Annotated in this window: 19 protein-coding genes; 14 read left to right on the plus strand and 5 right to left on the minus strand. The window is 36.8% G+C overall.

Features of this window, described 5'->3' with window-relative positions; translation table 11 throughout:
* Window positions 1–22: 22 nt before the first annotated feature.
* On the minus strand, window positions 23–727 hold the full coding sequence (gene sigK, locus MHH98_RS05970) for an RNA polymerase sporulation sigma factor SigK (protein ID WP_038187226.1): 705 nt from the start codon (window positions 725–727) through the stop codon (window positions 23–25).
* Window positions 728–835: 108 nt separating this feature from the next.
* Window positions 836–1,375 (minus strand): CDP-diacylglycerol--serine O-phosphatidyltransferase, encoded by a 540-nt coding sequence (gene pssA, locus MHH98_RS05975; protein WP_179078245.1) that lies wholly within the window; start codon window positions 1,373–1,375, stop codon window positions 836–838.
* Between the two features lie 91 nt (window positions 1,376–1,466).
* Here pssA and MHH98_RS05980 point away from each other — a divergent pair, with 91 nt between their 5' ends.
* The 12 genes from MHH98_RS05980 (at window position 1,467) to MHH98_RS06035 (ending at window position 11,047) form a co-directional block, all read left to right on the plus strand.
* A complete protein-coding gene (locus tag MHH98_RS05980) occupies window positions 1,467–2,249 on the plus strand; it encodes a phosphatidylserine decarboxylase (RefSeq protein ID WP_038188258.1) in 783 nt (260 codons plus the stop codon).
* 86 nt (window positions 2,250–2,335) lie between these two features.
* Window positions 2,336–2,851 (plus strand): YqeG family HAD IIIA-type phosphatase, encoded by a 516-nt coding sequence (locus MHH98_RS05985; RefSeq protein WP_038187223.1) that lies wholly within the window; start codon window positions 2,336–2,338, stop codon window positions 2,849–2,851.
* Between the two features lie 4 nt (window positions 2,852–2,855).
* On the plus strand, window positions 2,856–3,959 hold the full coding sequence (yqeH, locus tag MHH98_RS05990; protein ID WP_038187220.1) for a ribosome biogenesis GTPase YqeH: 1,104 nt from the start codon (window positions 2,856–2,858) through the stop codon (window positions 3,957–3,959).
* A 12-nt stretch (window positions 3,960–3,971) separates the two neighbouring features.
* Window positions 3,972–4,817, plus strand: a complete 846-nt coding sequence (gene aroE / locus MHH98_RS05995; protein WP_038187218.1) for a shikimate dehydrogenase — start codon at window positions 3,972–3,974, stop codon at window positions 4,815–4,817.
* Window positions 4,804–5,103 carry a ribosome assembly RNA-binding protein YhbY gene (yhbY, locus tag MHH98_RS06000; protein ID WP_038187215.1) on the plus strand — a complete coding sequence of 100 codons (300 nt, stop codon included), beginning with the start codon at window positions 4,804–4,806 and terminating at the stop codon, window positions 5,101–5,103. The genes aroE and yhbY overlap by 14 nt, the downstream gene beginning before the upstream one ends.
* Before the next feature lie 12 nt (window positions 5,104–5,115).
* Complete coding sequence (locus MHH98_RS06005) at window positions 5,116–5,688, plus strand: nicotinate-nucleotide adenylyltransferase (RefSeq protein ID WP_038187203.1); 573 nt, start codon at window positions 5,116–5,118, stop codon at window positions 5,686–5,688.
* The gene (gene yqeK, locus MHH98_RS06010; protein WP_038187200.1) at window positions 5,675–6,253 is read left to right on the plus strand and encodes a bis(5'-nucleosyl)-tetraphosphatase (symmetrical) YqeK; all 579 of its coding nucleotides are present in this window, start codon (window positions 5,675–5,677) and stop codon (window positions 6,251–6,253) included. Before MHH98_RS06005 ends, yqeK begins: the two co-directional genes overlap by 14 nt.
* Entirely contained in the window at window positions 6,250–6,594 is a 345-nt protein-coding gene (gene rsfS / locus MHH98_RS06015) for a ribosome silencing factor (protein WP_076064902.1), read from the plus strand. Before yqeK ends, rsfS begins: the two co-directional genes overlap by 4 nt.
* Window positions 6,591–7,328: a class I SAM-dependent DNA methyltransferase gene (locus MHH98_RS06020; protein ID WP_076064901.1), complete on the plus strand. Its 738-nt coding sequence runs from the start codon at window positions 6,591–6,593 to the stop codon at window positions 7,326–7,328. The genes rsfS and MHH98_RS06020 overlap by 4 nt, the downstream gene beginning before the upstream one ends.
* 232 nt (window positions 7,329–7,560) lie before the next feature.
* A complete protein-coding gene (locus tag MHH98_RS06025; RefSeq protein WP_246832116.1) occupies window positions 7,561–8,094 on the plus strand; it encodes a helix-hairpin-helix domain-containing protein in 534 nt (177 codons plus the stop codon).
* A 71-nt stretch (window positions 8,095–8,165) separates the two neighbouring features.
* Window positions 8,166–8,747, plus strand: a complete 582-nt coding sequence (locus tag MHH98_RS06030) for a ComE operon protein 2 (protein WP_038187191.1) — start codon at window positions 8,166–8,168, stop codon at window positions 8,745–8,747.
* 119 nt (window positions 8,748–8,866) lie between these two features.
* A complete protein-coding gene (locus MHH98_RS06035) occupies window positions 8,867–11,047 on the plus strand; it encodes a DNA internalization-related competence protein ComEC/Rec2 (RefSeq protein ID WP_340712287.1) in 2,181 nt (726 codons plus the stop codon).
* A 21-nt stretch (window positions 11,048–11,068) separates the two neighbouring features.
* On the opposite strand, the gene MHH98_RS06040 is transcribed toward MHH98_RS06035, so the two are convergent.
* Window positions 11,069–11,203: a YqzM family protein gene (locus tag MHH98_RS06040; protein WP_038187184.1), complete on the minus strand. Its 135-nt coding sequence runs from the start codon at window positions 11,201–11,203 to the stop codon at window positions 11,069–11,071.
* A 163-nt stretch (window positions 11,204–11,366) separates the two neighbouring features.
* Here MHH98_RS06040 and holA point away from each other — a divergent pair, with 163 nt between their 5' ends.
* The gene (gene holA / locus MHH98_RS06045; protein ID WP_038187182.1) at window positions 11,367–12,377 is read left to right on the plus strand and encodes a DNA polymerase III subunit delta; all 1,011 of its coding nucleotides are present in this window, start codon (window positions 11,367–11,369) and stop codon (window positions 12,375–12,377) included.
* Between the two features lie 467 nt (window positions 12,378–12,844).
* Here holA and MHH98_RS06050 read toward each other — a convergent pair whose 3' ends face one another.
* The gene (locus tag MHH98_RS06050; protein ID WP_038187180.1) at window positions 12,845–13,036 is read right to left on the minus strand and encodes a hypothetical protein; all 192 of its coding nucleotides are present in this window, start codon (window positions 13,034–13,036) and stop codon (window positions 12,845–12,847) included.
* Between the two features lie 358 nt (window positions 13,037–13,394).
* Window positions 13,395–13,643 (minus strand): 30S ribosomal protein S20, encoded by a 249-nt coding sequence (gene rpsT / locus MHH98_RS06055; RefSeq protein WP_038187177.1) that lies wholly within the window; start codon window positions 13,641–13,643, stop codon window positions 13,395–13,397.
* A 164-nt stretch (window positions 13,644–13,807) separates the two neighbouring features.
* Between rpsT and gpr the strand changes: the two genes are divergently transcribed.
* On the plus strand, window positions 13,808–14,824 hold the full coding sequence (gpr, locus tag MHH98_RS06060; protein ID WP_038187175.1) for a GPR endopeptidase: 1,017 nt from the start codon (window positions 13,808–13,810) through the stop codon (window positions 14,822–14,824).
* Window positions 14,825–14,876: the final 52 nt, after the last annotated feature.

A 14,876-nucleotide genomic window follows, 5' to 3' on the forward strand; every position in this document is an offset into this window, starting at 1 on the left:
TAAGCTCTCTCTGAGATGCCTCTCAGAGGGAGTTTTTTTCATGTTTAAAATATTGATAGAGTTTTATTAATGCTCGTTTTTCAATACGAGAAACGTAACTTCTCGAAATACTTAGTTTTTTTGCGATTTCTTTTTGAGTCAAAGGTTCAAAGGTACCTAGTCCATATCGATTTTGAATAATTTCAAGTTCCCGTTCATCCAATTTATCGAGATGTCTATATAAATGCTGTTCTTCCTCCTGTTGCTCAATCTGTACATCAGTTGGTCGTTCATCACTTTGCAGTAAGTCTGTAATTTCTAATGCATTCCCGTCTTTATCTGTACCGATTGGTTCATATAAAGAAACATCCTTCTGTACTTTTTTCTGAGCTCTTAAGAACATCAGTATTTCATTTTCAATACAGCGTGCGGCATAAGTAGCTAGGCGTGTTTTCTTATCCGGTGTAAAGCTACTAACAGCTTTCATTAAACCAATAGTACCGATAGAAATGTAATCATCAAGTTGCTCGTGTTTCGGATGAAATTTTTTCACGACATGGGCGACAAGACGCATATTTCTTTCGACAAGCTCGAGCTTCGCTTGTTCATCGCCTGCTAAATAGCGTTCCAAACAAAGGGCCTCTTCTTCCTTTGAAAATGGTTGAGGGAACGCCTGACCTTTCAAATAGCCGACAATTGAGGGAATCTCCATCCAAAATTGGATGATGGCTGTTAATAATGTACTCATTTCAGACATCCTTTCTGTCATCGTTCATCAATATATGACAGCTTGTGGTTGTCTAAGTACGTAAAAAAGCGCCCAATTTAATTGGACGCTTTAGACATTTCAATTTCATTAAACTTTTTTCAAAGAAAAGGTACTAATCATTAAAATAGATAAAATCGGGAACAAAAACATGTAAAATACCGTTGAAAGTATAGATATAAAAAAGAATGAGGCAGTTAAGATAGCACCTGCAGCTGTAATAGGCAGGCCAGTGAAAAAGCCATTTGATTCTGTAATGTTAAAACGGGCTAGTCTAAATGCGCCGCAAGCCATGTACATGACAGTCACTACCATTCCTACTGTACCAAATTGGCTTAACACCACTTCGTACATTAATAACGCAGGGGCAACGCCGAATGATATAATATCACTCATCGAGTCAAGTTGTTTACCTAATGCCGATTCCTGGTTATATTTTCGTGCTACTTTTCCATCGTAGCGATCTAGCAGGGCAGCTATAAAAATAAATAACACACTGTATTCGTATGATTCATTGATGGTAGCCATAATTGACGCACCACCAAAAGATAGATTTCCAATAGTGATTAAGTTTGCTAAATGTGATTTCATTTTTTTAACTGTGGTATCCACCATGTGAAGTAAAAACAATGGACAACACTCCTTTGTTATTCAGTATTAGAACATTATACTTCTTTTATAAGTTTCCGTAAATCTTTTTTGGAATGGAGGACAATGCATGATGAAAGAAAAACTTTATCAAAAAGCGATTGAACTAACGAATGGTAAATGGTCTTCGGTGCTTTTAAAACGCTTTACCACATCGGCTATAAGTAAGAAGATAATACCGTCCTATATTGATATATACGATATTGAAACGGGCGAGGTTTCAAAAAACATGCAATCTTTTACGAGTTTACATGATTTCTTCACACGTAAGCTCGTATCAGAAGCAAGACCAATTGATCATAATCCAGAAATGTATGTAAGTCCTGTTGATGCAAAAATTGAATCGTTTGGAACGATAGAAAATAATACATCGTTTTTTGTAAAAGGGAAAACCTATGATTTAGTTGATCTTTTAGGTAAGGAAGAGCATGCGAAAACATTTGAAAATGGTCAATACATTGTCTTTTACTTAAGTCCTAGAGATTATCACCGTATTCATAGTCCGATTGATGGGAAAGTTGTTCGCCAATATACACTTGGTGCGAAGTCATATCCAGTTAACGGCACTGGTCTTACATATGGTAATAAACCGATTTCTGGCAATTACCGTAGTGTTACAGAGCTAAAAACGAGTAGTGGCGCACATTGCGAAGTGATAAAAGTTGGCGCAATGTTCGTAAATTCTATTCAATTGACGAATACGTCTGACACTTGGGAAAAAGGCGAGGAAGTTGGTTATTTCACTTTCGGTTCGACTGTTGTCATGATTTTTGAAAAGAATCGTGCGGCATTCCTTGAAAATGTTGTGAAAGATGGACGGATTCGTGTGGGAGAAGCGTTCGCACATATGTTATAATCGATAAAGTGAATTAAAGAGAATACGTCTAGTTTAGTGAGCAAACACTAAATAACGTTGACTATGATAGATAAGGGGAACATGATTTGTATAACTTTTTAATGCCAAAAGAATTTGTCACATCGATTTATCAAATTACACCTGACAAACTAAAGCAACTTGGTGTTCGCGGAATTATTACAGATTTGGATAATACACTTGTCGAATGGGATCGTCCAGATGCGACTGAAAAGCTAATCGAATGGTTGAAAACTATTCGTGAAGCGGGTATTCAAGTAATGATCGTTTCAAATAACAAAGAGCTTCGTGTAAAAGCATTTGCAGATCCTTTAGAGCTACCATATATCTTCAATGCTCGTAAGCCTATGGGTAATGCATTTAAGCGAGCTTTAAAAAGACTGAATATGCAGCGACATGAAGTTGTCATGGTAGGCGATCAAATGCTGACGGATGTCCTTGGTGGAAATCGTCTTCGCATACACACTATTCTTGTGAAGCCAGTTGCACTATCTGATGGCTTTGTCACACGCTTTAATCGCATGGTCGAAAGACGTGTCTTTAATTATTTGAAAAAACATGGTGTCAAAACTTGGGAGGAATAAATAAATGAATGAAATGCCAAATTGTATCGGCTGTGGAACAATTATTCAAACAGACGATTCAAAAGCGCCAGGTTATGCACCGGCTTCATCTCTTGAAAAGGAAAGTATCATCTGTCAACGATGCTTCCGTTTGAAAAATTATAATGAATTACAACCGGTAGCATTAACAGATGATGATTTCTTACGTATTTTAAACGGTTTAGGTCAACAAAATGGCTTAATCGTTAAAATTGTAGATATTTTTGATTTCAATGGAAGCTGGTTACCGGGCTTACACCGTTTTGTAGGCAATAACCCTGTATTATTAATTGCAAACAAAGCAGATTTACTACCAAAGTCAGTGAAAAAACAAAAAGTTGTTAACTGGCTAAAGCAAGAGGCAAAGAAATTAGGTTTAAAACCAATTGACGTTATGCTTGTTAGTGCACATAAAGGAATGGGCATGCAAGAAGCAATGGCTGCTATCGATGAATATCGTCGTGGACAAGACGTATATGTAGTTGGGTGTACGAATGTTGGTAAATCAACTTTTATCAACCGTATTATTAAACAAGCAACAGGTGAAAAAGAAGTGATTACAACATCTTATTTCCCTGGGACAACTTTAGATATGATTGAAATTCCTTTAGAGGATGGTAAAGCAATCTTTGATACTCCAGGAATTATTAATCATCATCAAATGGCACATTATTTAGACCCGTCTGAACTTAAATATATTATGCCGAAAAAAGAAATAAAACCAAAAGTATTCCAATTGAACGAAGGCCAAACACTATTTGTTGGAGCATTAGCACGCTTTGATTTTATACAAGGTGCTCGTGCTGCATTCACTGTTCATATTGCAAATGATTTACAGATTCATCGTACAAAATTAGAAAAAGCAGATGACTTATATGAAACCCATAGAGGTGAGTTATTAGCTCCACCTTCTGAAAAGTATATCGATCAATTGCCAGAATTAGTGCGTTATGAATTTTCTATTAAAGAAGCAAAAACAGATATCGTCTTTTCTGGTTTAGGTTGGATTACCGTTCAAAATGCAAATGTTGTCATTGCAGCATATGCTCCTAAAGGTGTGGAAGTTCAAATTCGTCCATCTCTTATTTAGGAGGATTTTGATATGAAAAAATGGTTTGCAGTTATTGGAGACCCTATCGAGCATTCGATGTCTCCAGCAATGCACAATCAGTGGTTCTCAGCAGAAAATTTAGATGCAGCTTATTTACCAATCCATGTGTTATCTGAGCAATTAGAAGAAGCTATAAGTTCTTTGAAAATGCTTGGAGCAAGTGGCTGGAATGTGACGATCCCACATAAAACTTCGATTATCCCATATCTAGATGAGCTTGATACAATGGCGGAAAAAATGGGTGCTGTGAATACGGTTGTTCGACAAGCGGATGGCAAGTTAAAAGGCTATAATACAGATGGTCTTGGCTTTGTGCGTTCATTAGAAGAGGCAATTGGAGACGCCCACCGTGATGGCCGTGTGCTATTAATTGGAGCTGGTGGAGCAGCGAGAGGTATTGCCTTTGCGCTGAAACACACTGGTTATCAAACGATTACGATTGCCAACCGCACTGTAGCGAATGCAGAACAAATCTGTAAGGAGTTAGGTAGTAGTGCAAATGCAATTTCACTGAAGGAAGCAGAAGCAACTTTAGGTGATTATGATATTTTAATTCAAACAACACCAGCTGGTCTAAAAAATGGTACATTACAACTGCCATTTGAACTAGATCAGCTCTCAACTAAAGCAATTGTTGCGGATATTGTGTATAATCCTTTAATGACGCCTTTTTTACAGGCGGCAGAACAACGTGGGGCAACCGTGGTGACAGGATTAGGAATGTTCGTTCATCAAGGTGCTTTAGCATTTAATTATTGGTTAGGACAGTTCCCTAATACGACTTCTATGAAAGAGTCGTTAACGGAACAATTAGGAGGAAATAATGTTAACAGGTAAACAAAAACGTTTTTTACGTGCGGAAGCACATCACTTAAATCCAATTTTCCAAGTAGGTAAAGGCGGAGTGAATGACGCATTAATCAAACATATTAAAGAAGCAATTGAAGTACGCGAATTAATGAAAATTCGTATTTTAGATAACTGTGAAGAAGATAAACATGAAGTAGCAGAAGCATTAGCAAAAGGTGCTCGTGCAGAACTTGTGCAATTAATTGGATTAACAGTTGTATTATATAAAGAATCTCGTGATAACAAACGTATTGAATTACCAAAATCTAAATAAGGATTTGGTTTTATGCGACGAATTGGATTATTAGGTGGTACGTTTAATCCACCTCATATTGGACATTTAATAATGGCAAATGAAGTATATGATGCACTTGGTCTGGATGAAGTAAGGTTCATGCCTAATGCCATACCACCTCATAAGCAAACGACTAACGATGCCACTGCTGAAGACCGTCTGAAAATGACGGAGCTTTCTATTGCTTCGAATAAGCACTTTAAACTTGAGCCTTTTGAGATAGAGAGTGGTGGCATTTCATATACGTATGAAACGATGAGGAAGCTCACTGCAAGTGAACCAGACTGTGAATTTTATTTTATTATCGGTGGCGACATGATAGATATGCTTGATCACTGGTATAAAATTGATGAACTACTGGAGCTTGTGAAGTTCGTTGGTGTTAAACGTCCTCATTCGAAAGCAGAAACAACATACCCCGTGCAAATAATAGATGCGCCACTTATTGAGTTATCTTCAACTATAGTTCGTGAGCGGGTGCAGACAAATCGCACAATTACTTTTTTAGTACCAACAGAAGTTGAACAGTATATACGAGAGGAAGGGTTATATGGAACGCGATGAATTATTATTAGCGATGAAAGACCGTATGCCCGAAAAACGTTATATCCATACAATTGGTGTTACTGAAACGGCAATTACATTGGCAGAACGCTTTGGGAGCGATCCGAGAAAAGCAGAAACTGCAGCAATTCTTCATGATTCATGCAAGTATGCTGATCGAGATTGGATGAAATCGAAAATTATCGATAAAGAGATGGATCCGACTCTATTGAAATACCATCATGAACTTTGGCACGCACCAATGGGAGCTTATGTTGCGAAAAAAGAATTTAATATAGATGATCAAGACATACTAAACGCTATCTGCTACCATACAACAGGACGTAAAGGGATGAGCGATTTAGAGAAGATTGTCTATATTGCAGATATGATAGAACCAAATCGTCGATATCCTGGTGTAGAAGACTTACGTGCTGCTGCAAAAGATGAGGATTTAAACGAAGTGATGATTGCGTGTATACGTCATTCCATCATGTTTTTAATAAATAAAAATCAACCGGTATTTCCGGATTCATTCAAATGTTATAACGATTTGATGTTAAAGAGAGGACAAGTGAAAGAATGACTAAAACTTTACTACAGCTTGCATATAAAGCGGCAGACGATAAACGTGCGGAGGATATCATCGTAATGAATATGCAAGGAATTTCACCATTAGCAGATCATTTTATCGTTTGTCATGCCAATTCTGATCGTCAAGTGCAAGCAATTGCACGTGAAATGGTAGATGTAGCACATAAAGAAGGCTATGAAGTAAAACGTATAGAAGGTTTTGACGCAGCTCGTTGGGTATTAGTAGATATGGGTGATGTTGTGGCACACGTATTCCACCGTGACGAACGTACTTTTTATAACTTGGAACGCTTATGGGGAGATGCTCCATTCATCGATGTTGATGAGCTATGAGTAGTTACCAGCGTTTTGCCGAAGTATACGATACATTAATGACAGATATCCCGTATGATCAGTATGTAGATTGGGTAGTGAAACATGCACCGAGCACAACTGCACCAAAATTATTAGATGTTGGTTGTGGTACGGGCGTAACGGCTGCAAAATTTGCACGACAAGGATATGCTGTTAGTGGTGTCGATTTATCGGAAGAAATGCTAGCGATTGCAAGTGAACGCTTTATGGAAGAACAACTAACTATTCCATTGTTTTGTCAATCAATGGACGAGCTAGATGGGTTTTCTGATTTAAATGTTGTTACGATTCCAATTGATTCCTTGAACTATTTAAAAGATGAAGAGGCTGTGGTAGCTACATTTGAACGCATTTATGAGTCACTTTGTGATGGTGGTCATTTATTCTTTGATGTTCATTCTTTATTCAAAATGGATGTCATTTTCTTAGATGGTCCATTTACGTATGATGACGGAGAAATTACTTATATTTGGGAAACAGAATCAGGGGAAGCTCCGCATTCAGTGCACCATGATATGACGTTTTACGTACAAGCAAATGAGCAACTTTTCGAACGATTTGAAGAGTACCATTACCAACGTACATTTCCTGTTGAGCAATACGTTAAATGGCTTAGTGACGCTGGATTTTCTAATGTGTCAATTACAGCAGATTTTACGGAAGAAGCACCAGAAGCAGAATCTGAACGATTATTCTTCCACGCTGTGAAATAATCTCTTTTCAATTACTAAAAAATACTATAATATGGAATTAGCTTCGTATGTTATGCCTTCTGAAAAGAAAGGATGGTGCGGACTAATTCCTTCTTTTTTGAAGCAGTATGGCAAAAAGTATCTCCTCCCAGGGATCTTGATTTTGTCGTGCTTTTTTTATTTCTACTTCTCCCAAAACCAGTCGGACACTCCCCAAACCGACATTTTCGAAACAATCCCAGAAAAAACAAAAGTGGAAGAACCATTAAATACAGAGCAACAAGAGTCACAAGGTATTATTGCGGATACATCCATAATTGTGGATGTCAAAGGTGCAGTCAAAAACCCTGGTGTTTACTCATTATCTGCAGACAGTCGAGTGATTGACGCAATTTTACTTGCTGGAGGCTATTCAAAAAATGCTAATTCAGTAAGTATCAACCATGCTCAAAGGTTGCAAGATGAAATGGTTATTTATGTACCCAAAATAGGTGAAGAACCTTCGGAAATACAAGCCATTGCTAGTGATCAACAATCGACTCCCACCCCTTCTACTCAAACAGGTAGTGGTAGTCAAACTGGCAGTCAGTCAGATAAGGTCAATTTAAATACGGCTGATGAAGCAACACTAATGACTTTAAATGGTGTCGGACCTTCAAAAGCAAAAGCGATTTTAAGTTATCGTGATGACAGCGGTCCTTTCAAAACGATAGAAGATTTAAAAAATGTCACGGGAATAGGCGATAAAACGTTCGAAAATTTACGAGACTTTATTACCGTTCAATAAATGATCCATTGACGGTTCTAGTTGGTTATGGCTAAATTTATAGTAGAACGATTTATTCAGGAGGCATTCATATGGAGCGTATTACTTGGGATCAATTTTTCATGGCACAAAGCCATTTATTAGCATTAAGAAGTACATGTACAAGATTAGCTGTTGGTGCGACAATCGTGCGTGATAAACGTATTATTGCAGGGGGCTATAACGGTTCGATTTCTGGAGATGATCATTGTATCGACAAAGGATGTTACGTTGTGGACAACCATTGTGTTCGTACAGTACATGCAGAGACAAATGCATTATTGCAATGTGCAAAATATGGCACATCAACAAATGGAGCAGATTTATATGTGACACATTTTCCTTGTTTACCTTGTACAAAATCTATTATTCAATCAGGAATTCATAATTTATATTACGCAACGGATTACAAAAACAACGAGTATGCTATTGAATTGTTTAAGCAAGCTGGTGTTAATGTTGTACATGTTCCTTTTGATGATCGTAAGATTGACTTCTTAAGCAATGAGAAAATGGCGCTGTACGTCGAATTATTAAATAAGCTACGTGACAGCGGTGCTTCCAATGAGGAATTGGCCCCTTTTGAAGAGAAGGTGAAAGAGCTATTTGGCTTACAAATATCCGACATAAAATAATCTATTTTGCTTTGCCGGTTCTATTAGCAACGATAGCTGCTCATGAATCGGCAAAGTTACTATTTATACTAATCCCCTATAGTATTTGGCTATATTTAAAAAAAGAAAAAGTAGCCATAATGTTATGTATCGCTATTGTTACTCTCTCCTCTTATAGTTATTTCTCACATGTTTTATCTACAAGACTTACCCCTATTCCACACGTTACAAATATTACTTGGACTGATCAATATAAGGTGAATGGACAAAAGCTAAGAGGCTTTGCGAAATTGCCGAATGGTCAAAGAGTATATATTATTTTCACTATCCAATCAGAACAGCAAAAGAAGAAATTTGAAGGACAATCATTAAGTGGCTCAGTTTTTCAAGTTTCAGGCGAATTAGTCCAACCCTCGATGCCTGCACATCGTTACGCTTTTTCTATGGCAAACTATATTGAAAGTAATGGTGCGCAAGGTATTTTTGAAGTGAGAAGTTTTCAATTTGTGAAAAAAGAAAAATCACTCTCTACATTTTTTGCAGAACAAAGGTTCAAAGTGAAAAAACATATAGAAAATACATTTCCAGAAAGTTTAGTAGCTGAAGCACAGTCTCTAATAATTGGTGAACGTGAAAATGTCGAGACAGATGTTGAGCGAGCATATCAGAAACTTGGTATAACACACCTCTTTGCCATCTCAGGCTTGCACGTTGGGCTCGTTTCGGTGCTTGTGTATGAATTATTGCTGAGGTTTCATATACGTAGAGAACATGCGACATGGGTTCTTATCATTGCGTTACCTATTTATGCTTGTTTAGCGGGTGGTGCACCGTCTGTATGGCGAGCGGTGTCTGTCGTAGAACTAGTAATGCTAAGTAGAATTGTCTCGAATCGCTTAGCAATTGATGATGCGCTAGCGTTGAGTTTTATTGGGTTTGTGCTATTACAGCCAAGTGTTGTGTTTCAAATTGGCTTTCAGTTATCTTATTTGGCTACTGTGTCGTTATTGTTTTCGGGGAAGATATTTTCATTAGCGAGAAATACCTGGCAACAATCATTTGCGATTACTTTTGTTTGTCAGCTACTCGTCTATCCCTTACTTTTGTATCATTTCTTTGAAATCAGCTTGTCTTCATTCATTGCAAATATCTTTTTTGTTCCGTTATTTTCATTTGTCGTGTTGCCTGCAAATTTATTATTGTTACTGCTAACATATGTGGCGAATCCATTGGCGTGGCTTTGTTTTTTCATTTATGAACCTGTTCGTGAGTTATTGTCCGTATGTATTATGTCGTTACAGGCTATTCCGTATCAAATGTGGACGCCTGGAAGACCCTCATTGTGGCTCCTACTTCTAGCATTTGTTAGTGTCATTGTAGTATTACTGCAAGTAGAACAGAAGAAACATTGGTTCCTGATTACCTTGACACTTTTAATTCCTGCTTTTTTTATTCATGAAAGTCCTTCTTGGCATCAGAATTTGAAAATTACATTTTTAAGTGTCGGACAAGGAGACTGTACTATAATTGAATTACCATTTCGTAAGGGAATTTATGTAATAGACACAGGAGGAGTATTGAGGTTCGATCAGGAGGCGTGGAAAGAGTCTAGAAAGCCTTATGAAGTTGGCAGAGGTATTGTTGTTCCTTATTTAAAAGGAAGTGGTATAGGAGCAGTAGATAAGCTTATATTGACACATGCTGATGCAGACCATGCTGAAGGTGCCGAAGAGGTTATGGAGGAAATTCGAGTTAAGGAAATTCATGTGTCCCCAAACTCTTGGCAAATGTCAGTTATGAAAGATGTTGTAGACTTCGCACAAAAGAAGAGAATCCCAATTCGTGAACAGATTGCAGGGAGGAGTTGGAAACACGGGGACACTACATTATCTTATTTATCTCCAACTGATTTGATTTATGAAGGCAATGATGACTCACTAGTTTTAATATTACAACATTCTGGTTTTCAAGCTTTGTTCACAGGTGATTTAGAACAATCAGGGGAATTGACCTTGGTAGATAATTATACTGAGGCTATTTCGGATATGGACATTTTGAAGGTGGGACATCATGGCAGCAAAACGTCTTCAACTAAACCTTTCTTAAATTTAGTACAGCCTCGATTATCGATATTTTCTAGTGGGTTAAATAATCGATACGGTCATCCGAATAAGGATGTTGTTGCGAGGTTTGAGGAGATGAAGTTACCAACTTTAAATACGGCTGAGGTGGGAACAATTGAAGTAACGGTTACAAAGAATGGGTTTAAAGTGTTTAAGACAATTAATCTGCACAAACAGAAAAAGACATCATCAAAATGACAATGTCTTTTTAACTGTATCTTATAAAGCTGCGTAATCGATGACAGTCGCAATGATGAAAATAAGTGCGAAAAATACGAATGATACGCCAAAACCTACTCCTGAATCGATTGCGTCGTTACGCTTTGATTGTACATTTTCTTCAAATGGATTCATTGCTACCCCTCCTAATTCTCATTAATTATACGGTATGCCTATTAAAAAAGCTATATTGAAAAGGTAAAAATAGATGCCTGCTCTAGATTGACACAATTTGTTCAAACTCACAAAATGAGAAAATTACGGTATACTATAATCAATGTCAATTTGAGGTGAGACTATGTTTTCAACATTATGGAAAAGTATAAAAAAGGGAGATTTACAGCCAGTCTATTTACTTGCGGGCGCAGAGTCTTATTTTATAGATGAAACAATCAGGCGTATTAAAACGAGACTTGAAGAAGATGGAGATATTGAAACAATCACTATTGATTTAGATGAACAACCAGTTGATTATGTGATTGATGAATCTGATACGATCCCATTTTTCTCAAGCCAAAAACTAATCATTGCAAAAAATGCATCGTTCTTAAAAGCAACGGAAAAGGGTAAAGAGAAAATTGACCATGATCTAAAACGCTTAGAAAAATGGTTAGATCACCCGTCAGATACATCGATCACAATTTTCATTGCCCCTTATGAAAAGCTTGATGAGCGTAAAAAAGTTACAAAGTTAATGAAAGATAGAGCTGTTTATATGCTTGCTGAAACACCGAAAGAAAATGATTTAATGGTTTGGGTGCAAAATGAAGTAAGCCAGCAACAAAAAACTATTGAACAAAATGCCATTAGTAAATTAATTGAGCTAGTAGGTATGGACATGCTTCATTTACAATCAGAGATAGAAAAGCTGAGCTTATATTTAGGTGATGAAAATACAATTACGCAAGCTCTTGTTGAAGAAATGGTTGCGAAAACGCTAGAGCAAGATGCTTTTAAGATGCTCAATGCATATTTACACAGAGATGTTTCTAGCGCTTTAACGATTTACCATGATCTTATTCGTCAAAAGCAAGAGCCTATTGCGCTAGTAGCGTTACTTGCATCTCAGATTCGTTTAATGTCGAATGTTTATTATTTACTGAAAAAGGGATATCATTCGCAACAAATTGCAAAACAACTAAAGGTTAATCCTTATCGAGTAAAACGAATTGTTGAAGAGCGTCGTAAAATTTCAGAGGATAGTTTACTAAAAGCATTATTTGGATTAAGTGAAGTTGATTATCAGTTAAAAACAATGAGCGGTAGAAGAGAGCGTTATTTAGAATTATTTATGATGAAACCAATATAAGAGGAAAGCACTCTTTGTTGTAAGTGCATCAGTTTGTAGTCAAAAGGCATTCAGAATAGTCATATTCTGAATGTCTTTTGTTATTTTTATATATTTTGGTAATTTAAGAACTTCTTTTTCTTTTTGGATTTTTTACATCCATTATTTTCTATATAGTTATTTTTATTACATGTGTAGTTGATTGGAGCGGAGGTGGTGACTCCTGCGGGAAAAGCGGACAGTCCAAGACCCTGCAGGAGCATAGCGACGAAGCGACTTGGCTCCAGCCCGCGGAAAGCGTCCACCGTAGCGGAAATCAGCGGTCTTATCTGATTAGAATGGAAAATGGACCGTTGATGACGTGAATTTCTTCAAGTTTATCTATTTTCTGAAGCACTTACAGATAGGAGTTTATAAGTCTTAATTGCTATTTTCTATAAAAAGAATAAATCGTTAAATTTTATAAGAACTTTTTTGCTAAATAATCCTTATGTACCTAATATAGCTGTTACTGCAATACTCCATACAATCAAAAGAAATGATGTTGTAAGCCAAAATGTATTCGTAGCAGTTTTTTCATCTCTCTTTATTTTTTTTAGGATTGCCACGAGATTTAGACAAAAAATAATGCTTAAAATTGGAGTTAAGTAAAAACTAATGAAGATAAATGTTATATCCATGCACAACACCTTCTTTCCAAATAAGTCCCTAAAACCGTACGAAGTACCTTTTGGTAATGAATTATAGTTTTTATTATAACAATATTTCCTTATATTGAAAGATTTATGGAAAATGGTTAATTAGAGTTTATTTGAATAAAATAATGCGAAGGTGATTACATGAATCCAAATAGCAACAAATAGTGTTGAAGATCTTTCGGTATACTAATACGAAATCACTTTATGTCGCCAAGTTGTACGGAGTTGTTCGTATTTCGTTAATAACAATATGCTTTAATGTAACTCTTGAAAAATATAAAAATTTAAACACAAAAAAAGACTAGAGAATTATCTCTAGTCCCTTTGAATCCATAATGGATTAAGCTTTTTTCATTAAACGAGCTTTTTGACGAGAAGCTGCGTTTTTGTGGATTAAGCCTTTAGATGCTGCTTTATCTAATGATTTAACAGCTACGCTTAAAAGTTCTTTTGCGTTATCTTCTTTAGCAACTAAAGCAGTTTCAGCTTTTTTCACAGCAGTACGCATAGCAGATTTCACTTGCGAATTTTGTGCATTAACTTTTGCGTTAGTTTTTACGCGTTTGATAGCAGATTTAATATTTGGCATTAACTTTCACCTCCTAAAAAGGATCGAGATGAGTAAATTCTCAACTGTTTCAAGTGTCTATACAACAGTCATCATTTTAGCAAATCATAGTATAAAAATCAAGCATCAAATGCAAAGAATATTTACTTGACAGTTAGAGCAAAATAAAAAGTGAGGTGATTAGTTTGGAAAATAATAAATGGTATCGAACAGATTTAGTAGATGAGACGGAAGAATTTATTAATCATAAGACCGCAGAAGAGCGTGAAACATTACGTGAATCTACAGGTATTAAGGTATTAGAGGAAGAGCGCGGACGCGTTAAAATTACACGTGTAGATGTTGATTCGAGTGGCGCAGAAGAAATAGGAAAGAAAGAAGGGACTTATTTTACTTTTACCGTTCCGACATTAACACCAGATGATGAGGAAGGGTTCAAGCAACTGGGAGAAGTTTTAGCAGAGGAATTGACAACACTTCATCCTTTTATTAAAGATAACAAGGATGGCAAAGTGCTTATCATCGGACTAGGGAATAAGACGATTACACCCGATGCAGTAGGGCCGCTAGCTATTGATGAGTTACAAAATAGTGCAACATCCATTCAAGAGCGTTGTATTATTTATGCTCCCGGAGTAACAGGACAGACTGGCTATGAAACGAGTTCATTTATAAAAGCATTAGCTGAGCAAATAAAACCTGAACTAGTTATTGTTGTAGACGCACTTGCAACAAGAGCAAGTAACCGACTTTGTAAAACCATTCAAATGACAGATACGGGAATTCATCCTGGATCTGGTGTAGGTAATATGCGTAAAGAAATTTCAAAAGAAACAATTGGTTGTCCTGTAACTGCAATAGGCCTACCGACTGTTGTCGATGGGCCAGTACTTATCGCAGATGCTGTCGATACACTTTTCCAATCTATTGCAGCCAAAATACAGGAAAAAAATAGTCCATCCTCCGCTTTGTCCGTAACACCATGGAGACCATCAGACACGTCAAAAGTAGATTTAGAAGTGATTAAACCAATTTTTGGTGAATGGTCGACTTGGCCGAAAGAAGAACGTCTACAGCTATTTGAAGAGTCTCTCGTAGGGCACGACCGATTATTCGTAACACCGAAAAACATAGATGAGTGGGTACACAACTATGCATATCTGATTTCTGATACGTTAACGGAATGGATTGAAAGTACGTAGAATGTTCTAATTAGCTCCCCTCCTCCATACATTGATAGGAGGAGGGGGATGT

The organism is Viridibacillus sp. FSL H8-0110 (genome assembly GCF_038003565.1).
In the GTDB taxonomy this organism is placed as follows: Bacteria; Bacillota; Bacilli; order Bacillales_A; family Planococcaceae; genus Viridibacillus; species Viridibacillus arenosi.